Origin of the sequence: Photobacterium nomapromontoriensis, from assembly GCF_050336815.1 — a bacterium.
GTDB classification, from domain to species: domain Bacteria; phylum Pseudomonadota; class Gammaproteobacteria; order Enterobacterales; family Vibrionaceae; genus Photobacterium; species Photobacterium nomapromontoriensis.
On record NZ_JAKJSL010000016.1, the window covers coordinates 213,522 to 237,175 of the forward strand.

17 protein-coding genes are annotated in these 23,654 nt (G+C 42.5%); 6 read left to right on the forward strand and 11 right to left on the reverse strand.

Annotated elements, in window-relative coordinates; all coding sequences use genetic code 11:
- A complete protein-coding gene (locus L4D12_RS03005) occupies positions 1-1,416 on the reverse strand; it encodes an NfeD family protein (RefSeq protein WP_428446336.1) in 1,416 nt (471 codons plus the stop codon).
- Positions 1,417-1,676: 260 nt separating this feature from the next.
- Here L4D12_RS03005 and L4D12_RS03010 point away from each other — a divergent pair, with 260 nt between their 5' ends.
- Positions 1,677-2,777, forward strand: coding sequence for a transporter substrate-binding domain-containing protein (locus L4D12_RS03010; protein WP_428446337.1), 1,101 nt, complete (start codon positions 1,677-1,679; stop codon positions 2,775-2,777).
- Between the two features lie 27 nt (positions 2,778-2,804).
- Here L4D12_RS03010 and viaA read toward each other — a convergent pair whose 3' ends face one another.
- Together viaA and L4D12_RS03020 are read right to left on the reverse strand one after the other, a co-directional pair.
- A complete protein-coding gene (gene viaA / locus L4D12_RS03015; RefSeq protein WP_428446338.1) occupies positions 2,805-4,253 on the reverse strand; it encodes an ATPase RavA stimulator ViaA in 1,449 nt (482 codons plus the stop codon).
- A gap of 13 nt (positions 4,254-4,266) precedes the next feature.
- Positions 4,267-5,922, reverse strand: a complete 1,656-nt coding sequence (locus tag L4D12_RS03020; RefSeq protein ID WP_428446339.1) for an ATPase RavA domain-containing protein — start codon at positions 5,920-5,922, stop codon at positions 4,267-4,269.
- 466 nt (positions 5,923-6,388) lie between these two features.
- On the opposite strand from L4D12_RS03020, the gene L4D12_RS03025 reads away from it, so the two are divergent.
- Positions 6,389-7,315 (forward strand): GGDEF domain-containing protein, encoded by a 927-nt coding sequence (locus L4D12_RS03025; protein WP_428446340.1) that lies wholly within the window; start codon positions 6,389-6,391, stop codon positions 7,313-7,315.
- A gap of 62 nt (positions 7,316-7,377) precedes the next feature.
- On the opposite strand, the gene L4D12_RS03030 is transcribed toward L4D12_RS03025, so the two are convergent.
- Complete coding sequence (locus tag L4D12_RS03030; RefSeq protein WP_428446341.1) at positions 7,378-8,226, reverse strand: sulfurtransferase; 849 nt, start codon at positions 8,224-8,226, stop codon at positions 7,378-7,380.
- 214 nt (positions 8,227-8,440) lie between these two features.
- Between L4D12_RS03030 and L4D12_RS03035 the strand changes: the two genes are divergently transcribed.
- On the forward strand, positions 8,441-9,433 hold the full coding sequence (locus tag L4D12_RS03035; protein WP_428446342.1) for a lipid A deacylase LpxR family protein: 993 nt from the start codon (positions 8,441-8,443) through the stop codon (positions 9,431-9,433).
- Between the two features lie 130 nt (positions 9,434-9,563).
- Here L4D12_RS03035 and L4D12_RS03040 read toward each other — a convergent pair whose 3' ends face one another.
- Positions 9,564-10,388 (reverse strand): DUF5718 family protein, encoded by an 825-nt coding sequence (locus L4D12_RS03040; RefSeq protein ID WP_428446343.1) that lies wholly within the window; start codon positions 10,386-10,388, stop codon positions 9,564-9,566.
- Between the two features lie 225 nt (positions 10,389-10,613).
- On the opposite strand from L4D12_RS03040, the gene L4D12_RS03045 reads away from it, so the two are divergent.
- On the forward strand, positions 10,614-11,708 hold the full coding sequence (locus L4D12_RS03045; protein ID WP_428446344.1) for a trypsin-like serine protease: 1,095 nt from the start codon (positions 10,614-10,616) through the stop codon (positions 11,706-11,708).
- 67 nt (positions 11,709-11,775) lie between these two features.
- On the opposite strand, the gene L4D12_RS03050 is transcribed toward L4D12_RS03045, so the two are convergent.
- On the reverse strand, positions 11,776-14,925 hold the full coding sequence (locus L4D12_RS03050; protein ID WP_428446345.1) for an efflux RND transporter permease subunit: 3,150 nt from the start codon (positions 14,923-14,925) through the stop codon (positions 11,776-11,778).
- A 2-nt stretch (positions 14,926-14,927) separates the two neighbouring features.
- On the reverse strand, positions 14,928-16,049 hold the full coding sequence (locus tag L4D12_RS03055; protein WP_428446346.1) for an efflux RND transporter periplasmic adaptor subunit: 1,122 nt from the start codon (positions 16,047-16,049) through the stop codon (positions 14,928-14,930).
- Positions 16,050-16,358: 309 nt separating this feature from the next.
- Between L4D12_RS03055 and L4D12_RS03060 the strand changes: the two genes are divergently transcribed.
- Entirely contained in the window at positions 16,359-17,297 is a 939-nt protein-coding gene (locus L4D12_RS03060; RefSeq protein ID WP_428446347.1) for a precorrin-2 dehydrogenase/sirohydrochlorin ferrochelatase family protein, read from the forward strand.
- Between the two features lie 31 nt (positions 17,298-17,328).
- Here the strand turns inward: L4D12_RS03060 and L4D12_RS03065 are convergent, their stop codons facing one another.
- Positions 17,329-17,814 (reverse strand): DUF1097 domain-containing protein, encoded by a 486-nt coding sequence (locus L4D12_RS03065; RefSeq protein ID WP_428446348.1) that lies wholly within the window; start codon positions 17,812-17,814, stop codon positions 17,329-17,331.
- 326 nt (positions 17,815-18,140) lie between these two features.
- Between L4D12_RS03065 and nagZ the strand changes: the two genes are divergently transcribed.
- Positions 18,141-19,145, forward strand: a complete 1,005-nt coding sequence (nagZ, locus tag L4D12_RS03070; RefSeq protein WP_428446349.1) for a beta-N-acetylhexosaminidase — start codon at positions 18,141-18,143, stop codon at positions 19,143-19,145.
- A 72-nt stretch (positions 19,146-19,217) separates the two neighbouring features.
- Here nagZ and L4D12_RS03075 read toward each other — a convergent pair whose 3' ends face one another.
- The 3 genes from L4D12_RS03075 to L4D12_RS03085 form a co-directional block, all read right to left on the reverse strand.
- The gene (locus tag L4D12_RS03075; RefSeq protein ID WP_428446350.1) at positions 19,218-20,825 is read right to left on the reverse strand and encodes an EAL domain-containing protein; all 1,608 of its coding nucleotides are present in this window, start codon (positions 20,823-20,825) and stop codon (positions 19,218-19,220) included.
- Between the two features lie 763 nt (positions 20,826-21,588).
- Positions 21,589-22,503 (reverse strand): cation diffusion facilitator family transporter, encoded by a 915-nt coding sequence (locus L4D12_RS03080; RefSeq protein ID WP_428446351.1) that lies wholly within the window; start codon positions 22,501-22,503, stop codon positions 21,589-21,591.
- 579 nt (positions 22,504-23,082) lie between these two features.
- Positions 23,083-23,538 (reverse strand): hypothetical protein, encoded by a 456-nt coding sequence (locus L4D12_RS03085; RefSeq protein WP_428446352.1) that lies wholly within the window; start codon positions 23,536-23,538, stop codon positions 23,083-23,085.
- Positions 23,539-23,654: the final 116 nt, after the last annotated feature.

Genomic DNA, 23,654 nt, shown 5'->3' on the forward strand with positions numbered 1-23,654 from the left:
TTATTCCTTATCGAAACGCTCTGTCGCCTGCCTCGACGCTACATCAAGGAACAGACCATTAACCGTTGTGACTTTCACTCGCTGACCTCTCTTTAATGCTATTTTGCTGCGAGCCTGCCAAACTTCACCATCCACCAGCACGCGTCCTTCACCAGGGAAACCACTCATCACAATCGCCTCCTGCCCAACTAAAACCTGAACCCCTGTTGTAACGGGTTTTCGGCGTGTTCTCAGCAACATCGTTAAGATAACAAACGTAAATAGTGCTGACACAACGGTTAACCCGACAATTAATGGAATAGCAATTTGATAACCCGGTGTTTCGGTATCCATCAGCATGACCGAACCAAGCACAAAAGCGACAATTCCACCCAGACCAAGAATACCGAAGCTCGGACTGAACGCCTCTGCAATCATTAACGCGATCCCCAACAGTAATAAGCCCAATCCCGCGTAGCTGACTGGCAACATCTGCAACGAATACATCGCTAACAATAAACAAATACCGCCAAGCACGCCTGGCAAACCGACACCCGGATTATAGAATTCCAACAATAAGCCATAGATACCAATCAGCATTAATATGTAGGCAACATTCGGATTAGTCAGCACTGATAACAGCTTAAAACGCCAATCCTGCTCACGTTCAATATAAGTTACATTGGACAGCTCAATTTTTTCTTTCAAGCCATTGATTGTTACAGACCGACCATTAGACTGACTAACAACGCTATCAATATCTGATGCTAAAAAATCAATCACATTAAGTTCTAAGGCCTCTTCTGCATCAATACTAGCAGCTTCCGTCACCGCTGTTTCAGCCCACTCAGCATTACGGCCATGTAACTTTGCTAAGCTTCGGATATAAGCACGTGCATCATTGATCACTTTCTTTTCCATCGCCGTTTTGGCTTTTACTCTGTCATCATTCGGTGAATCGGCTTGCTTTTGAGGTGATTTTTCCTGATCTGACGGTTCTTCTTTTTTGGGGAAAAATGGATTATCCGCCGAGTCATCAGGATCATTACCCTTTGGAGCGGTTAACGAAACAGGGGTCGCAGCACCAAGGTTGGTACCTGGAGCCATCGATGCGATATGACTGGCTAGCAAGATGTACGTCCCGGCACTCGCCGCTCGTGCACCTGCAGGGCCGACCCACGACGCGATAGGAACGGATGACGTGGTAATAGCTCGAATAATATCCCGCATCGAGGTGTCTAGCCCACCAGGGGTATCTATCTGAAGAACAATAAACTGGGCATCTTCTTGCTCTGCCTGCTCAATTTCTCGTGATACGTAATCACTGGTAGCAGGCCCAATACCACCATTTATTTTTATCACCCAAACATCCTGGGCTATTGCTATTTGACTCACAAACCAAAGACACACTGCGGCGCAGAAAGACAGCATTCTCATACACCCTCCTCACCTAATAGGCACTTCGTCGTCTAACCATTAGAGACTCTCGGCCTTCACACAGAATGAGCATCACTAGGTAGCTTGGGTATAAGCATAGCTCATTGATTTATTTCGCCACGTATCAAGCCAGATAATTTAGACAGCTAAGTAACAACAAAACACAGGATCCAAAGTTCAAATGAAGCAATCCAATGAACATGAAATGATGCTTATACTTCAAAATACAGGATTCGAGTGAGCTAAAAAGAGGTATTGGCATGACAACAATCAAATCGCTGTTAGCATCACGCATCATAATATTGATCTTACTCATTTGCAGTCCGCCTACCTTTGCAACAACTAATATTGAAACAGCACAAATTATAAAAGTGGGGAGTTACAACTGCCCACCTTTTGTCATCAGAAATACCGACAATACCTATTCCGGATTAGCTATCTTGTTATGGGAGAAAATTGCATTAGAACTAAAAGTTGACTATGTAATCAGTAACCATAACTTACCGGAGTTACTCAATGATGTTGCTAACAGTGCATTGAATATCGGCGTGTCATGTGTATCAATCACATCGGAAAGAGAGGAAATTTTAGATTTTTCACATTCCTTCTATGAAACCCATCTTGCTATCGCAATCAAACAACAGGGCTACCTACACGCCATAAAAAGCATCCTAACCAACACTAACCTACTTATTGCATTAGCCGTTGTCTTTATTCTCGCGGCGATAGTTGGCGCGATTTACTATTTCCTAGAACACCGAGTCAACGAGAAGCTCTACTCGATGCGATCAAACAAAGCACAAATGGTCGAAGGGTTTATTCTCGGATTATTATTTATTACTAAAGGCCCTTTTAACTATTTTGAATTCAAAACATTAGCAGGACGGGTATTGACGGTCATTCTCGCGATATTCACAACATTTTTTATTGCCAGTGTTACAGCAATCCTTGCCAGTACATTCACGCTGGGCTTGTTAAACAGTGATATAAAGGGCCCCAATGATCTTGCTAACATGAGTGTTGGGGCAAAAAGAGGCTCAACGTCCTCTGAATTTCTTATTGTTCACAGTATCGTTCATCGAACATATAAAGATATCGAAAGCCTACTAACCGCGTTAAATAACGAGGAGATAAATGCCGTTGTGGCTGATGATGCCATCTTGAAATATCTCATCAAAAAATCAAAAGAAGCGGGTAATTACGAAAACTTAATGGTTCTGCCTTACCGGTTCGAAAAACAAAATTACGGCTTGGTTATTGAAAACAACAGCCCGCATCGAGAAAAACTCAACCGAGCCCTACTGAAAATCCGCCAGAGCCCGGAATGGCGACAAGCTTTGCATGAGTATTTTGCAGAATAGAAGATACCAACGCAAAACTTGCCAACACTATCGCCACTTTAATAAGCGTCCAAGTTTAGAAGGGTGATATGACCAACAGTGGTCAAAAATAGCCATCAGTTCCGGGTTTCCGTATTTAGACAGGTTAACGGCGTGGAACCGATTTTTATGTTCTTTCAGTTTAGTGATCCTCTTGAGCATTTCGGCAGGCTGTGCCGGTGCGATAAAATCTGACAGCACCACTAAATCTGCATTTTTGTATGTTTCACCAAGCATCAAATCAATCGACCGATCTAAAACTGGCCCCAAATCCGTTCCACCATGAAAAGAGTAAGACAAAAAGTTAAGCACCTCACTTAAACCATCTTGTTTAGTGAGCTCATAAGTAATTTGTTGAGTCGAAAACATAATGACATAGCAATCACGATCTTCAGCCAGCGCAATTTGCATCAACCCATAAGCAATCGCTTTCGCACATTGCTCAGGAAAACCATTCATTGAACCGGATGCATCTATGCATACAATAAACGGTCCTTTATCTTGCTCGACTTGCTTCGTCTGTCGCTTAAACGCTTTCACTCTGCGTAGCTTACGTTGAGTACCCTGAACCCGATAGTTCATCAACCGCTTATCGACAAGGTGTTTGTAAAATACCACTTCTAATTCTGGATAAGCGAGGAACATCGCCTCATTCGGCAGTAGTTTCGATAAATCATCACTTTCATGAATGCCAACAATGTCATCAGTGACATTGTCACTACGCTCTTCCACCATTTTTAAGTCTTCAGATCGAACCCGCTCCTTGTTCGGGTCATCAATCTCATTCGCCATCCTGCCTAGTTTCTCAGCAATCTCCTGTAACCCTTCGTTCTTTTTGAGAAAATTTGCCATCGACTTCAACGTACTGACATCAGTCTTCGTCAGCTTAGCCTGCGCCATATCCCATAATCGCCCCGCTTTGGCTTCATCACCCGATTCAGTGACATCTTCCATTTTCTGCATTGTTTCAATACGTTGATACAAGTCAGCCAAGAGTTTTTCTTTATGTTTCTCTAAGGTATTAAATTGAGCCTCAGCCAATGCTTGAGTCAAATATTGATACCACTGATTACAAAAAAAACTCTGAAACATTGGATTATGTGTCTGATGCTCTTTTTCAAGTAAAGATTTAGACTTAAAATAAAACGTAGAGTCACCTTCGAGTTTTTTAACCACTTCATGAACATGTTCAGAAAAAAACGCGGGATCCCACTGACTCACATCTTGGTACAATTCTATTTCACGTTGAAAACGATCCTCAACGCTTAACTTTGATATCCTTTGCTGTACGTGTCCCCGCCACTTCGTTATCTGATTTTTCATCGCGGCTTTGATACCGGGATTCGACTCCGCCGCAATAATTAACTGAGGACGCATCATTAACTCATGGATAGCATTATCAATAATGCCTGACTCCGACAACATCATCGCCAAATTTACACCTTCAGATACTGGCATAAGCAAGATTCTCCTAAGCAAAGTATTCAGAAAGATGCGTCACGCGCACAGCACTCTTATCAATCACCAATTTCAGTTCATGTACTGAATCACATGCCTGTGACAAGCTTAGTTCAATCAGCTCGGGTAATTGTGGATCAATGAAATTATGAGGCAAGGCTCCATGAAAGCTGCTTCTAGATATTTTAAGACGATGTTCAGCATCAACAGCCTTGGCTAACGCATCCTCTGCCATCTTCAGCCAATGGTTTTGCTGATCAACCGTTATGCCGTTATCTCCCGCAATACCGACTAGAACTGACCGGTTTGCAATGTCTTTAATGACAAGGCGTTGTTGAGCGTCAATTTCAAATTGTAGGCGACATAGGTGCGTATTCTTATTCACGAAGCCGTATATATCACACTGACCGGTTTTAATTTTCTTTTCGAAATCGTCACCATCGACATATACCCAGCGACTATCACCTTTTTCCTGTTCAGAAACGGAAGGGTTCTGTTGCAACATAACCAGTTTTATCATGCGTGAATTATGATTGACGGTATAGCGGCGACCATTACTAAAGTCATATTTAAACCACTCCTTTCGCATCATGCTCTCACGAGTAAACGTCATGCTCAGTTCATTCGCTATTTCAGACTGTACCTCATCAAGAATTTTCTTAGCGTCTGTCACTGAAACTTGCGCGGACTCTTGATCAAATGCCTTTTGAGTCGCGAAATCATTAACCACTGTTCGGATCACATGTCGTGATTCAGGGCTATTCCACATGCAGTCTTGCAATAGTAAAATATCAAGTGGGTTAATCTCATCACGACCATTGTAGAAAGCACTCGCCTTAAGCAAGCGAACCGACTTTTTCCACCGTCGGTCCGAGATATACAGTTCACTATCTTGCGCATCTGTACAATGACTTTCTTCTGAACGTCGCTCAATCATCACTTTCAGCTGATAAATCTTCTCAAAGATAGACTCCGACAGTTTTACATCATCAATATGAACCTGCCAATTATCATACTCTTCATCAGTGATGGCTAAACCAGGCTCTAATTGCACAACTAATGGGGCTTCCCCCATGAGCATGGCCTTAAAGTTTTGCTTCTCTTGAATTCGATTAACAAATACTCGTACCAGCATCCGATCATACAGCGCTTCAAGGCCACTATCTTCGTCGGGCAATTCATTAGATGCCGTAATCAATAGGCGCATAGGGATGGGTAATACATTTTGACCATTTTTAAACGTACGTTCATTAACAACTGTCAGCAAAGTATTTAATATTGCAGGGCCAGCTTTCCAAATTTCATCTAAAAAGACAACTTGCGCCGTTGGAAGGTATCCATCAACAAGTCGAACATATTTTCCATTATCTTTTAATTCTTGAATGGACAGTGGACCGAACACTTCTTCAGGTGTCGAAAAGCGAGTCATCAAATAATCAAAAAAATTACTGTTGTCGAAGGCGAGTATCAGCCTTTTGGCGATAAGACTTTTCGCTATTCCCGGTGGGCCGAGTAAAAAAACACTCTCACCAGCAAGGGCAGCAAGAAGGCATAGCTTTATTGTTTCTTCTCGTTCATAAACGCCATTTGAAAGTACTTTAATGAGCTTCTGTATCCTTTCAGAAACCAACGCTTTATTGGGTTGAGCACTTCTTGCCATTGTCAGCATATGTTTCCGACCTCTCTCGTTGCGCTATCCTTCTACTCTCATATTTATAGTTAGAATAGACACAAATCGCATAGTGTTACAATCTTGTTGCTTGAAATGAATTGTTACACTCCTTATATATCAAAGAGATCGTTATACCTCTAGAGCACAATCTATGATTTCATTTATGCAAACTAAATTACCCATTTTTGATCGTTATACTGGTTCTAAATTACGATATATAAATAGCCGCTCACCGATATAACTAACTACATAAATTTACAAAGAAACCTATTAGCAGTATCCTCTTACAGTACACCATTCCATCTTGTGATAATTATCACGGTACCTGACATGATTTAAGCTAGCCCATAGACAAAACACATAATACAAATTGATAAAAGTGTCACAATCAACTCAGCCAGATAGGAAATGTTCCCATAGCGCTGACAAAAATTAAAATTATCAATCTAACTTTGTAAACACGTTGTATAGCCATACAAGCTCTGCAACTAAGAAAATAAGAGTAAAGCATCGCCTCATGAGCATTTTGTCGCAACTTCCTACACGCCTTACGCTTGTAATATGCGCTGGCATTTTACTTTCAGCTCTTGTGCCGTCAAATGGCCAGTTGGAGATTGTGGTCTCAATCCTAACCCTTTCCCTTATTTTTATGTTACTGCGGGAGAATTTCAGTAAAGAACTTCGCAGTTGGATGGTACTTGCTTTATGTACTTACGCTATTGGTATACTGGCGGACTTACTGGATGAAATTCCTGAACTTAATAGCCATTGGTTAATTGATTCTATCGATGATATTTTTATTCATATTGGTGTTTTTTTGATCTGCTTTTGCATTATAAAAATGTTACGACTACAGCGTGAAACCAATAGTAAACTACGGCATCAAATTAAGCTGACACATCAACTTGAAGCTCAATTATCCCAACTCGCCTTAAAAGATGACCTCACCGGTCTAAAAAATCGTCGAGCCCTGTTCAAACGGTTTGATAGCATGGCTATTCATTTAAAACGCGGCGTTCTTGCGTATATTAATCTCGATAACTTCAAACACGTTAATGATAACTTTAGTCATCAATGTGGCGATGACTTGCTTATCTCTGTTGCAAAAAAACTCGTTGAAACAGCGCCAATAGGAAGTCAAATTTACCGTATTGGCGGTGATGAATTTGTCGTATTGTTACCATCAGAAGACAATGAATCCAGCCAAGCATGGATAACGGCTCTCTATGATGCTACTGAAGAGGCTATGCATCATTACAACATTGATATTAGTATTGGCCTCTCTCCCTATTATCCAGGCAACTTGAGTGATCCCGACACCATTCTTGCCAAGGCCAATATAGCCATGCGCAAGAAAAAACTCAGCAAGCGCCTATCGTTTGATATCTAGCTGGAATGGCCGACACACACAGAATAAACGTATCGGCCTTTCGACTCATGAAACAACAGTCATCAAACAACTGGGTACTTAATCGTGCTACCCCATTCGGTCCATGACCCGTCATATACTGTCAGTTTCTGTCGCCCAGCGAGCTCCGCTGCAAGTGCCAATATGCATGCCGTCACCCCTGAACCACAACTGAAAATGTGTTGCTGATCAGGATAGCTTAATGCATCAAAACGTTTCTGTAGCTGGCTTACAGGTAAATAATGCCCATTATCTAGTAGCTGACTAAATGGCAAACTTTTTGCGTTAGGCATATGCCCACTTCGTATCCCATCACGAGGCTCCGGTTGTGTTCCATAAAACCGAGCTGCTGGTCTGGCATCAAATACTTGCACATCTTCTGCGTTAAGGCGTTGATGTAATGTTTCAGCATCGATAACCCATCCAGCATCTAGCTGGGCAACATACGGCGTTGGTTCCACATCCTCCGGCTCATCCTGTACAACTTCAAAAGCAGCCGCTTCCCAGGCTGGCAAACCACCATCTAAAACAGCAACGGCTTTGTGTCCCATAGCCCGAAACATCCACCACACACGCGGCGCAGAAAAGATCCCCTGAGTATCATAAATCACAATCACATGATTATTGCTTATACCTAACTTACCGACTTCGATTTCAAATAAAGCAGTCGATGGCAACATATGCGGGAAAGGGCTATTCGGTGCAGCAATTTTTTGGTCAAAATCAAAAAAACGGGCGCCGGGAATGCGCTTATGCTGCCATTCTGTAAACGCATTACACTCAGTACCAGGCATAAACCAACTGGCATCAAGCACTATCAACTGGGGGGCATCAAAATGCTCGGCTAACCATGAAACAGAGACCAAAGATGAAGGTAAATTCAGAGCAGACATTCCGTTTTCCTTTGACTATAGAGTTTTTCCGTTTTAATGAGGAATATCACTAGCGATAGAACAGTACAATTCGATATGATACCCACACTATGACGCGCTCTGTAAGTATATTTACTGTTCGAAAATAAATACACACGATTTTCAAACATAGTTGTTACTATACAAGCACAGCTCGCCAATAAATTATCCTTCATGTTGTATCAAAGGATTGTCAATGAAACAATTTTCATCCGCATTGTTTGTTTGCTTTACGCTTATCGCACCTAGCGCCCAGGCATATAATGCAGGCAGTATCTCTTTTTCTACGGATAACGATGGGATTGTCGGCACCGATAAAAATTATACTAATGGTGTATTTCTTGAATATAACTCTGCCGCAATAACACAATTCGACACTCAGGCACCCATGCCGCTTAATCATATTGCCTCACTATTACCTTTTAGAAATAACACACAAAAAGGCTGGAGTTTCCGCATCGGCCAGCAGATGTGGACGCCGGAAGATATCGAGGCAACAACACCCGTCACCAATGAACGCCCCTATGCCGGATTACTTTTCCTCGAGACAAGTCTCTACCAATATTCTGCAACAGCTGTTGACAAATATAGCGCAATGCTAGGCATAACAGGCCCTAACGCGTTAACTGAAGAAAGCCAGAAGCTTATTCATGACATTATTGGTTCCGAAGACCCAATGGGTTGGGACTACCAAATTGAGAGTCAGGCTGTATTTAATCTGGGGTATCAGGGAGACCGATTAATCACCCGCCAACGAACCTCTTTTATCAATGATTATGATATTAGCGGGGTTGGACGAATTAATGTTGGTAACTACCAGAGTGAAGTCGCCGTTGGTGGTGTTGCACGCTGGGGCTCTAACTTAGCCGATAATTTTGGTTCAATCGGGTTTTCACCCAATAAATTTGTTGATGTAAGTGTACTTTCATCGAGCAAAGCGGGCTATTTCCTCTTTACCGGTATTGAAAGCCGTTATCGCTTCAATGACATTACCATTGATGGCGATCGCCCAGACATCGTACCCGATACACATGTAAAACACTTACAAGCAACCGCCGTTCTTGGTGCTGTCTATTACCAACCCAAATGGGGAGCAAGTCTCAGCTTTGCTATCACAACACCAGAGTATGAAGAAGATAAGCACCGTTCAAATTCAGTCGGTTCTCTAGAGCTATTCTGGCGATTATGAGTCGTAACTAAGATTCTTGGGTTGCTAACATCCCCGTAAACACTCAATTTACGGGGATTTTTCTTACATCTAGCACCGAGAATAAAGACTAACTATCCGCAGTCCAAACGCTCTATACCACAAACAGTGGCTAAGCAACCGTCTGAATCAGGGCAGATAACCCCGTAGTACCGAATACCTTTGAATCAGCCATTGCCATGATTTGTTCTGATGAATACAAGTTACCGTCATAGACAACCACAATACTCGTATCGCCAGACTTCAAAAATGTCGTTTCTCCGTATTCGGTATAACGCGTCGCACCAATACTGATCACCGCTTGTGTCGGGTAATTGGCATTCGCTAAGTGCTGTGCAATGTTTTCCGTCGGCCCCACATCCTGCTGGTTATTCATTCGCTCAACAATCCAATTCAGTAATGTTTGATGGAAATAGCTGTAGCCAATAACCGGGCTGTCTTCACCATAACGTGCTATTTCGCCATCCCGTTGATGAAAACTTGCAATGCGGTAAGTATCCAGCACTCCCCCCTCAGAGAGTGAGTCGACAGCAATTAGCTGACTGGAAATACCTTTTGTTTTTTCCCCCCAGTTTTTCTTCTCACTGATCTTCTTTGCATTCGGCTTTCGGATTGAACAATCGTTGTAAGCGGCAAAAAATCTAGGGGTAATTGCAGTAACAACATGACCGTCATACTGAATATCGCAGATCAGTGCAACTTCTGGTTCTATCTGTAAATTATCTGCGTCATTAGGAGACACTATCAAGTCATCAGATAAGGGATAAGTCGATAAGAAACCCGCTGCCGCTGACGGTACATAAAATGGAAAGATACCTTTTGGCTGAACGGCATCTTTCACTTCAACAGCAAGAAAATCTTTATCTTCCCCGGCTTGCTCTAAATGCCCGGCAAAATTACCTGCCACGCCTAACCCTATCATATTCTTATAAGACATTATAAATACTCGCTGTACTGCAAAAATCAACGTAATAGCATCCCATAACCCAAGCGATATCGATGCTTTCGATTTTGTGTATAACACGTCAAATGCATCTATTCGAGAAATAGGTCGCAACTCCTTGCTATAGGTCAATTATTTCTTCTGCTTGGGTATATTATGTTTATCTTTTTTAGCCGATATGTGTTCAATTCAAGCCAAATGCAACAACAGGGATGTATTATGCGCAACAAAAAAATCAATATCTGCTCGTTACTTATTGCTCTCTCACTAAGCACACCAACGATCGCTTTTGCTGATAACGAATCTGTCCAATCTCGTATTCTCAATGGCGAACAAGCCAACAAAGTCGCCAATGATCTACTTCCTTGGCAAGCGGCGATGCTGATGATGCCTGATGCGAATGAGCAGGCTTCTGCGGGTTGTGGTGCGGTTGTGATCAGTGATTTTTGGCTAGTTACAGCGGCGCATTGTGCTCAAACAGGGATTGGTATGAGCACAACTGTAGTTGCTGGCACAACCCTCATTCCAAATACAACAGGTGATGCGCACTCTGTCGATAGTCGCTATAAGTTCAATGTGGTTAGAAAAATCATCCATCCGCATTACAACGGTACAAAGGATCTCGACCACGACATAGCTCTTCTCAAAGTAGATCGTAAACTAACCAGTGTCGCCAAGCCGATAAAAATAGCCACCGTTAAGGAGCAAGCAACCGCTGACAATGCATTCGCCAACACGTGGAATGAGAGTGCTTACTCTAAAGCGAATCTGATCACTTCAGGTTGGGGATTAACGGAATCGACGACACAAGCCAACGAGCTTATGGTCGTTAAACTGGCAGGTATCCCAGATAAAAGTTGTGACACGGGCGGGTACCCGCTGACATCTAACTCGCATTTTGTTTGTGCTGACAGCAATAATCCAGACATTAAGAAAGATGCATGCCGTGGTGATTCTGGTGGGCCTCTTATCTGGCAAAATCCAGAACGCGCGAGTGACCGTGACTATGGCCTACGCGTCGTCGGCGTCACAAGTAGTGGACCATATTGTGAAAATAAAGAAAATGGTGACAGCAATGCGCAATTCAACGGCCTATACACAGAACTTGCTACATACTATTCATGGGTTGAGCAGGTAACAGGGATTGATTTTGACTCAGCGGCACCAGCAGACTACTCGGTCGACCCTTTCGAGAAAGTCCGTGAAGATAACCCGTCAGACAAGGTGAACATTCCAAGCTCAGGCGGCGGTAGCCTACCGCTTTCTGCGCTCGCGGGCCTTACCCTGTTTGGTCTGCTTCGTCGGAATAAGTAATATGAATGAGCGTCATAAAAAAAGCCCCCGCAAGGAGGCTTTCTTTTTATATCAACACATTCGTGTTCTAGTCATCTAACTCAACAAGCTTAGTTGAGCCACCGTGGAATTTTTCACGCTGACGCTGAACCAGAGCAAAGAAACCAGGGATCATAAATGTCCCAGCGAGCAATACACATAGCAGTCCACCGACGAGTGAAACACCCAGAGAGTTTTGACTAATATGGCCTGCACCAGAGGCGAAAACCAAGGGTAAAATACCCAGAATAAATGACCATGAGGTCATATTCACCGCACGGAAACGCAACTTACCGCCTCGTACCGCAGCCTGCTCAATATCCAACTCTTTCTCTTCACGTTCAATTTTAGCAAATTCAACAATCAAGATAGCGTTCTTCGCTGCCAGCGCAATCAACAAGACCAAGCCGATTTGAGCGTACAAGTTCAATGCCGTGCCCGTTATGGTTAACGCAAGAAAGGATCCAAGCGTTGCAACAGGTACAACCAATATGATCGCCAGTGGAATACTCCAGCTTTCGTACTGTGCCACCATGAATAAGTAGATGAAGATCAACGCCAATGCAAAAGCATACATTGCCTGATTGCCGGCTTTGACTTCCTGATACGCCATCCCTGTCCATTCATACTGATAACCCTGAGGCAGTACTTCTGCCGCAACACGCTCCATCGCAGCAATGGCATCACCACTTGAATATCCTGGAGCCGGCCCCCCCTGAATAACCGCCGAACGGTACATGTTATAGCGCCACGCCACATCCGGCTCGAAAACCTGCTCAATGCTTGTTAGCGTACTCAATGGGATCATTTCTCCCGATGCCGAACGAACATGGAAACGCTCTAGTGTATCTAAGCTGTCGCGATAATCACTATCAGCCTGCACCGTCACTCGAAAGTTCTTACCGTATAGTGAAAAATCATTCACATACATCGACCCTAAATTACTTTTTAGTGTCTGGAAAATCTCTGTGAGTGGGATACCTAGCTGCTTCGCCTTCACGCGATCAATATCGACATAAAAGTGCGGTACATTGGCTCGGAAAGTGCTGAAGGTATACTGGATCTCTGGCTGTTGATTCGCTTTTTGGATAATTTCACCCATCACATTCGCAAGATCAGTACGGCTACGCCCAAGAGTATCTTCTAATACAAACTCAAAGCCTGATGCCGGTCCCATTCCAGGTACGGCAGGTGCCCCCATGGCAAAAACAACGGCTTCAGGCACTTCCATTGCCGCACGGGCGTTAATTCGGTTTGAAATAGCAAACGATGAATGATCACCCGCCATCTCATTACGCTCATCCCACGTTTTCAGTTTGATGAACATCGAGGCACCGTTTGACGCTGCAGCACCCGTCAAAAAAGCAAAGCCATTCGCCACCGTTACACCATCAATACCCGGTTCATGACCCAGCATTTCTTGCAACTTAAGTGTTGTCGCTTCGGTACGTGAAAGTGATGCGGAATCAGGTAACTGAACGTTAACCAGCAAAATACCCTTATCTTCTGTCGGAACAAATGCCGTTGATGTGGTTTTCGACAAATACGTCACGGCAACAACAGCAAGAATAAATAAGGTGGTTAATATCGCAGTTTTACGCATAAGAAAACCGGCAACTAAACCATATTTCAACGTGATCTTATCTAAACTGCGGTTAAAGACTTCAAACCAACGGGATGTATTGCCACCGCCTTGCTTCAGTACCAGGGAACATAAAGCAGGAGACAACGTTAATGCATTAACAGCAGAAATAAGTACAGAAATACAGATAGTTAAAGCAAACTGGCGATACATAATCCCGGTAATACCCGGCAACATCGCAACCGGAAGGAATACCGCAAGCAGCACCAACGTAGAGGTAATGATCGGCCCTGTCACTTCTTTCATTGCAATCAGGGTGGCCTTGCGAGGCGTTAAACTTGGGTCTCGATGCATGTTGGTATCGACGTTTTCGATCACCAAAATAGCGTCATCGACCACGATACCAATAGCAAGAATAAGACCAAACAAGGTCACGGTATTAATCGTGAAACCTGCCACCAGCATAACGGCAAATGTACCGATCAATGAAACCGGAATCGCAACAATCGGTATCAACGTTGAACGCATACTCCCCAAAAACAAGTAGGTAACAGCAATAACCAGTATGATCGCCTCAATCAATGTTTTTACCACACCCTGAATCGACTCCGACACAAACAAGGTGGTATCGTAACTGGTTTCATAAGACATGCCATCGGGGAAGTCTTTGCTCATACGTTCCAGCATAGCCATGACCGCTTCACCGCTTTCCAACGCATTCGCATCAGATTGCAGGTTCAACGTAACAATTGAAGCAGGCTGATTGCGGAACATGCCGTTACCGTCATAGAACTTCTTACCCAGCTCAATACGGGCGACATCTTTCAAGTACACCATAGAGCCGTCATGGTTAGCGCGCAGCACTACATTTTCGAACTCTTCAACCGTTTCTAAACGGCCCTTTGTCACAAGGTTAAACTGTACTTCTTGTGCATTATTATATGGGGCTCCACCAATTCTTCCGGCTGCAACCTGAACATTCTGCTCCGACAGGGCGGCATTAATATCAGATGTTGTTAAACCAAGGTTGGCCATTTTCTCCGGGTCTAACCATACTCGCATTGAGTATTCACCGCCCCCGATCACATTGACCTCACTGATCCCGGTCACACGAGCTAACTGATCTTTTACGTTAAGGTTGATGTAATTAACCAGAAATTTATCGTCATATCGGCCGTCTGGCGCATAAAAGTTCAACACCATCAAAAGATCCGGCGAACGCTTCTTCACCGTCACACCGACCATACGAACTTCAGCAGGCAGTTTCGATTCAATCTGAGCAATACGGTTTTGTACGTTGACCTGAGCCATATCCGGATCAGTACCAATATCAAACGTGACATTCAAACTGTACGAGCCATCATTGGCACTTTTTGAAGACATGTAAATCATGTTTTCAACGCCATTGACGGATGCTTCTATGGGGTCAGCAATCGCAGCTTCAACCACTTCAGCACTCGCACCGGAATAGAATGCCTTGACTGCTACCGATGGCGGACTAATTTTCGGGTATTCCGCAATGGGTAGATTAATGGCAGCAATCGCCCCCGCCAATGTCAGAATAATAGAGATAACCAGCGCAAACTTTGGGCGTTGAATGAAAAAACGACTTAGCATGATTAACCTTTCGCCTCTGCATCATCAAGTCTTACGGTGATACCATTACGCACACGCTGTAAGCCTTTGGTTAACACCAAGTCATCTTTATTCACACCAGCGGCAAGAATAACGCCGAATTCAGTTTGCGGGCCAAGTTCAACATTGCGACGTTCAGCAATATTGCCATCTGTCAGCACCATAACAAAATCGCCTTCTAGGTCGCCTTGCACTGCGCGGCGAGGAATAACAAGACGCTGAACAGGGGTTTTCTCACGCAAGAATACTTGAACATGCTGACCAGGTAATAACGCGTGATCAGAGTTTGCAAAACTTGCACGCATCGCAATCGTCCCCGTTTTCAAATCAATCCGATTACCAATAAAATCAACATGGCCCACTGAACCATATTCTTCGCCATTGGTTAACGTGAGTACCACGTCAACATCGTTTTGACCATTACCTGCACCATCAAGAGAGTCGATACCCAGCTCAAGGCGCTGACGCTCACTGACTTTAAAGGATGCCTGCATCGGGTCTAAGCTTACCAAGGTTGTCAACACGCCTGAATTCGGTGATACAAGATCACCAATACTCACATTACTATCGCTAATTCGTCCTGAAAAAGGTGCCACAATAGTGGTATGCGAAAGGTCTACCTCAGCGGCATTACGTTGTGCTTTCGCCGCTTTCAATTGTGCTTCTGCATTCATTTTTTCAGCGGTTAAACGATCATATTCAGACTGGCTGATACTCCCTTTAGGGAGTAAGTTTTCACCTCGTTGCCAATCAAGATTCGCACGCTTTAATGTCGCTTCGGCTTGCGATATTGCCGCTTGAGCACTGGCAACTCTTGCCTGATACGCCGCAGGCTCAATTTCAAACAACAACTGACCTTTCTCAACAAGCTCACCTTCACGGAAAAGCCGAGATTTTAAATACCCTGAAACCTGAGCCGTTATTGCAACATCTTCAGTGGCTTCAGTACGACCAACAAACTGCTTTCCTTGTTGATAATCAATCACAGTAACAGGCTGAACCGCGACAAGAGGATTCATTGCGCCTGGCTGTCCCGACACTTTATCTCCACATCCAACGAGCAAACTTGCACTTATCAGTGTCGCTATCGTAAGTTTTTTATTCATTTATTTGACCATGAAATTTTATAATATAAAGGTGGTTTTATTGTCAGTTCTTAGTGGGTGGAAATTATTAATTCCCAAACGCACTGTCACTTCAAAGAAATAGATAAAAACAGTAGCTTTTGGTTGAAATTAGCATTAACACTTTAATCCAAGCTGAATGGTCACGTTTTACGACGTTGATTTACTTGTCATTTGTTTCGAAATGTAACGAAATAGCCATTATCATGACTTTTATTTATTGATAGAATGGTTACTATTAATTATGAATAGTTTGCCAAAGAATAAAAATACCAATAAGGAATAAAACAGTTGGAATATTTACCCATTTTCTTATCATTATCCAATCGAAAGGTCGTCGTTATTGGCGGTGGCGATGTAGCTTGTAGAAAAATAGACTTATTACGAAAAGCAGGCGCAGCAATCACCGTTGTATCCCCTGCCCTGCATCCCTATCTTAAAGAACTGAGCAAACATAAGCAGATCCTTTGGGTTAATAAGCAGTATGCTTCCAGTGATCTTGATGGCGCTTTTCAAGTCTGGGCGACAACCAATGATCAAAATCTTAATCATCAGGTTTTTATCGATGCCGAAACGAAAGGGATTTGGACTAATGTGGTGGATGATCGCGACTACTGCCACTTTATAACACCTTCTATTATTGACCGAAGCCCTATACAAATCGCAGTATCCAGTGGTGGTGCATCACCCGTACTGGTGCGCTACCTCAGAGAAAAACTCGAGACACAGTTGCCCCAAAATCTTGGGCTATTAGCGAGCTATGCGGGAAAACAACGTAATCGCATTAAACAACACTTCGATAGCGTTGGTGAACGACGAAAGTTTTGGGAAGGCTTTTTTCGCCACCCGCTCACTCTGCAAGCTCAATCAGAGAGTACTTTAGAGCACATTTTTCAGCAGCTATTAAACACCGATGATCATGTACCCGACGGTGGCCTTTACCTGATTGAAACAAATACTGACCCTGAATTGCTGAGTATAAAAGCGTTAAGACTGATGCAGCAGGCTGAATGTATTCTATACCCAGATGACCCTGATTCGATTTTTGTAGAGCTATGCCGCAGGGATGCAGATCGCGCACATTACGCAATAGATACACTAGAACAACAAGTGGAAAGTTTGCTTTCACAAGGCATAAGAGTTTGCATACTGGCCAATAAGCAAAAGGCCTCAAGTAGTCTGAGGCCTCTGAGCAAAGTGGAATATGCTGAATATATGGAGTGTGTCTAACGGTGCTTCGGTACCGTTATTCTGACTATATTTATTCCTGCTCAGTCGCAACCAAAACCGTTGGGGATTTGGTGAGCTTCTGTTGAAGCCAAAGCCCTGATGTTTTCATGGTATAGCCAAACACTACCCCAAGTATCAGTGACGGGACCACCAGTTGCCAATTCCCGTCAGCAGCAAATGTTGCGCAAGAACCGATAAACGTACCGGGAATATAATTCAACCAAGTCTGCTTCGCTTGAATACACATCATAAATGCCACAATGGCCGTGACAACGTAACCAATGATTTCTAAATGTGCCATGCTCGACAGGTGAATGATCACCAACGCCCAGAACACGCCACTCAAATTTGTCATAATGCTCAGCGCTAACCCTCTCAAACCATCTTTTGGGGAAGCAAAAAACGCAGTACAGCCTAGAAACCCAGCCCAGCTAAGCAACCCTAAAGATACTGCGACCCAGCCCCAGACCCCTGACAAAATTCCGGTCGTAATAGCGATAGCAAGCAATGCTGACATAATAGGCTCTCAATGTTGATGTATTTTGGAAACAGTCTAAGCAATATCTCACATCTCGTAGTCGATCGTGATCACAAGAGGTAAAATATAGCGCCGAGCTATTTCACCACAAAGTGACGTAGATCACCAATATTAAGGGTGTGAAACCATTTTGAAGTCACAACAACAAATAAAAGCAGTGTTATCGTCAAATAACTATCAACATTACGTTTCCTAATGTAAACAATAATCAGCTGAGAACCTGATAATATACCCACTGAAACGAGCATCTTGAAACAGCTTGGGTATAATAGCCAACAACTAATGCTTAAACCCAAGGAGAACTCATGGGGCCTTTGATGCTTGATGTATCTGGTTATGAACTGGATGCTGAAGATCGCGAAATTATCCAACACCCGACGGTGGGAGGGATCATCTTCTTTGCGCGTAATTACCATGATCGCAAACAACTTCGCGCATTAACAAAAGATATTCGCCAAACGGCCAAGCGTCCTATTCTCATTGCCGTCGATCAAGAAGGTGGACGAGTACAGCGCTTTCGTGAGGAATTTACATTGCTCCCACCAGCCAGAGCCTTTGCTGAAAGTGATAACGGATTGGAGCTGGCACATGATGGTGGCTGGCTGATGGCTGCAGAACTTCTGGCGATGGATATCGACTTAAGCCTCGCACCTGTGCTTGATCTTGGGTTTGACTGTAAAGCCATTGGTGATAGAGCTTTTTCTGATCAGCCAGAACAGGTTATTCAGTACGCCAGCCAATTTATTAAAGGCATGAAGCAGGCCGGTATGGCTGCAACAGGAAAGCACTTTCCTGGGCATGGTGGTGTTATTGCGGATTCACATCTCGAAACACCAACTGACCCGAGAGATAATATCAAACAGCACGATATGAAGGTCTTCCAAGCCCTCATTGATCAAGGCTTACTCGATGCAATGATGCCCGCTCACGTGATATTCGATCATTATGATGCGTCGCCAGCAAGCGGTTCAGATTACTGGCTCAAAACAGTACTTCGACAGGACATGCATTTTAATGGTGTTATATTCTCTGATGATCTGAATATGAAAGGTGCCGATGTACTGGGAAGTTACAGCGAACGAGCAATCGCCGCTCAGCAAGCGGGCTGTGATATGGTCATGCTTTGTAATAATCGTGAAGGAGCTGTTCAAGCACTCGATGGTTTACCACAACATCAAGTTCCACTACTTGAGTCGTTATGTAAAAAACCGAGTCACGAATATCAAGCGTTAATGAATTCCCGCCAATGGCAGGAAACAGAAATACGAATCACCCGCCTACTGAATCAGTGGCGAGAAAAACAAGCATAGGCACTTACTTCTATCCTAGCAACCTCATAATACAGAATACGACGCATTATGAGGTCGCTTGCCCTACCCACTCTAGGCAACTATTTTAGGTTGTTCTTTTTCGCTATTATCTCTTGAAATCATTGACTTACAGTAATAAGCAAAATCACGGAAGTTCATAGGTTTGCCAAAATAATACCCCTGCTGCAAAATCACACCACGTTGTGCTAAATAGACTGACTGCTCATAAGTTTCGACACCTTCTGCAATCATTTCCATCTCTGCTTCTTTGCCAAAGGCAATGATAGAATCAAGCAACGACAATTTAATATCTGATGTCCCAATGGTTTCAACAAACATCTTATCAATCTTAAGACTACGGATATTGAGCTGCTGGATATAACGAAAACCACCATACCCCGTTCCTGCATCATCGAGCTTTACGCCAATACCACAGCGGCGAAGCTCTTCAATAATGCTTGAGGCCATAGTCAGGTTGGTAAATTGCTTACGTTCTGTCACTTCAAAGGCAATCTGACTTGGTGCTATTTCTGAATTATGCAACAACGCTAAAGACTTCTGCATTATATCTGGGCTCTCAAGCTGGCCAGGAACGACATTAATACTGATAACCTGCTGCGTTAAGTGCCAGTTCAACTTACTAATTTCTCTCACTGTTTTAGTGATTAGTTGATCAGTTATTGGATAGATTTGGCCGCTTTTCTCAACATAAGGAATAAATTCCATCGGAGCAATCAAATCGTGACCGGCCCGTTTCCATCGAGCCAGCATTTCACAGCCGTATAATGAATTAGTTGAGACATCAACAATAGGTTGATAATAAGGAATAAATTCTTGCTTTGCTAATCCTCGCTCAACTAAAGAATGCAACGACATTCTGTGATGAACAACCAATCGGTGAATAATCAGACACACAACACCTATCAATCCCCCAATTAAAAACAAGGGTAACCAAAACTCATTACGATATTTTTCAATTAGCCGGTTATTAACAAAAGCATTCAACCTAAGACCATCGGCAAATACCGTACTCAATATCGGAGATTCTGATAACAACGCAGCGTCACCACGCCAAAATGATACGGTAACATCATTTTCTGGAGACAACGATGTCAGTACGCAATTCTCACAATATTTATGCCTGAGCGCATCAGAAATAAGTGGCTCCATATATAGCAGAATAGAACCATGCTCTGACTCTTTCTCTGCAACCATAATCTGCTGGTCCGTTCGAGATTCTCTTACGACCCAAAGAGATATATCATCAGTCAAGTTACCCATCAGTGGTATCATATCTGTATCGATGTCTGCGCTATCAAAGCTTGTGCACGTTTTACCATTTGGTAATTCCAGTGTGATTCGCCGGATAAGATAATCATTGTAGGCAATAGACTTTAACTGTTGCTTATCATAAGCACCGCAATCATATAAGAATTGAGCGTTGAGTGTGTCAAATAAATCAGAATAGTCACGTAATTGTATTGAGTAATTGCTTAATAACTGCTGGGAATCAGTTTTAATACGGTGAGCTAAATACTGCTTAGAAAAATAATCACTAAAGAAGGCAGTAATAAATGAAAAGCAGAGAACAAAAAGTAATGATGAAAGATAGAAATTCGTAAAACACTTGTGGGAAAATGCTTGTTGTTCACTAAAAAAACTTCGTTTTTTCAATTGCATAGCTATCAGTTTTGCCTATCAGCCATTACTACCTATAGAACTCACGTTCTATTCTCCCTATTTATACGCAGATGATAAATCACTCAACATCCATAACGTTTTCCATCACTACGTAATGATAGGATCAATATTCATTAACAAGCTATAGACTCTGAGAGCAGGAGATGACGATCACGACACAAAATAACAACCGATCTCGCTTCATTCTTCACGCTTATAGAACTCAATAACTTAAAACAACAAAAGCGCCATAGGGCGCTTTTGTTACAGCGAGTTTCGTGAGTAGTCGATATCTTTAGTGCATTTTTTCTCTTTACAGATGACATAAATGGCACCAACGATAAAGCCAATCACAAGTAACGTTTCCATAAACTACCTTTAAACCAATAATTTCCTATGATCTTTGTTAAAAATCATATCCCTTTCATCTAAGGGTCTAAAAAATGCCACTGTCGGTAAAATAGACGCAATTTTTAGACCAATGAAAGATACCCTAAACAAGCGATAATTGCACACATTAAGTTACACAAATGTAAAAATTAATAACTTTTGTCGCAAATCATCATACTGACTAACTCAACGATACGATGGATGCTAAATAAACATATAACCCGTTATTATTAATAAATAACCAGTTATCTTGCTGATAAAGCTCATCCGTCATTAGCTTTATCTCATATTCAATAATCTAATTTCAGTATGATTGTCACAAATCAGATAAAACAAAGGGCGTTCAACGCCCTTTGTGATCTTTATTACACTTTTACAGCCAACGAGCCTGACCCGTAAAGCTCACTGATAACCAAGTATCGCCAAGCTCATCAGATAAAGATTCCCACAACAATTGCCTAATATGATCCTGACGTTTTGTCGTCCAAAAACTGTCATCCTTAACAAGGATGTTCACCTCAAGATCATACTGACGGCCTGTTTTTGCAAAATGGTGTGAATAATCATCAAAATGGTACTGTTTTGATAATTTCGCGATAACACGATCAACATTTTGCTGAACATCATCCTGAGGTGCAACCAACAACACTTCTTTTAGGTTACGACGTAATACTGTAATTGGCAGAACAAGCGCAGCTAACGATAGTGCTGATACAAGAATAGGATCGACATATCGGTTCCATTGTGAATAACCTAAGTGATCCATGATCATAACTACAACAAAACCGACTAAGATAGCCGCGCTTAGAATGCCGTCAATTAACCACTCCTGCGAATCTACTCTAACCAATTCTGATTGTTCGCTTTTGGCAATATGGGTTTCAGCAAAATAAATAGCAAAACAACAGAAGGTCGAAAGCACCGCATACACCATCGCATGCTCAAGTACAATTTCATGGCCACCGCTGACAATGGTTTGCACACCATTAATAAAAGCAAAAATACACGTTATTAAAATGAGCAAGCCATTGACCACGTTAATTAACGGTTCAATGTGTGCGTATCCAAACTGGAAGTATTTGTCGTCAGGTTTTGATACTAGGTAGGCGGTATACAAGCTTAATCCTGTCATACCCATACTAAGTAATGAGAACATGCCGTCTAGCAGAATAGCATTGGATCCGACATACAACCCATAGCCAACCCCCAAGCTTGCCAGCAATACTGTACCAGCCAGGGACATTTTAAGCGCTAAACGCTCTTTACTAATTTTACGGCTAATAGCCATAAATACCTCCTAAAATTAAATGAAATATCAAGTAAATAGGCTAGAAACAACCCTATATTTACCCTTCCGCCTCTCCCCCCTTAAAATCGGTTGAGAGACTATAGTTGTAACACGGCCAACATTTAACAATCAAGCCGTTAACAACCATGCTAATCGCTATAGTATCATTTAGACATCAAATCCAACTGTCCATTTCACCCTGTTTTTTCTTTATCAGACACGCTAAAAGCAAAGCAGGTATTCCACACGGAACACCGCATAGAAGCGGTTTTCTTCTTATACTTACGTAGCTAAGAGGATTATTTTGAACATTTTTCTGACAAAAACAGTTAGACAGTGACAGGAATGTCACCGAAAGAGGAAGGCCAAAATATAGGCTATTGGCTGGAAAAAAGATAAAATACACTCACTACGATTAACTTTTGTCATAATAACAAAGAAATACAAACAAGGCATCTATTTACTTCAACTGTCAGCATGGCTGACATCAACATATCAAGAGCTGATAATAATACAAACTCACTAAAATAGTGATATATCATTGAGTTATAGTTAATATTTAGCTCTATATCTCACCTCTCATTGTGAGGATTTTTGTAATTGCAGTCGTTCAATATCATTAAAGAAATTTATGATCTTCGCTCGGCTAACACTATATTCAAAATCTACACCATCACAAAAATCATTATTCGCATAACGTTCTGGATTTTTGAGTGAAAAGAACTGGCATGTTGCATTCTGCTTACAGGCGACGTTTCGTTCGACTTGTAACTGATCCCAGTAACTAACAAAATGCTCAAGTGCGTATTCCAGTTGTTTATAATTTTCAGCACTCAATTCAGTCCGTAAAATGTTGAGCTCTTCCTGCCGATCGGCCATAAATTGATTAAATGTATCTGTCAATGAATGCACACTATTCGTTCCGCACTCACCTTTTACAAACTGGCTCTGCTGGCTTGCAATATCATCTACATTTGCCTGTGACGTACAAGCTGAAACAAAAACCATTAAGGTTAACCAACTATACCATTTCATTGCACCCCCACACGCTGTAGACCGTATCCGCCCACTATTCCGAGTACACTTACGGTTCCAAAGTTACCCGTCGGCTTTGATACGAGGGATATTAGATTTTGAACGTAGATGCTGAA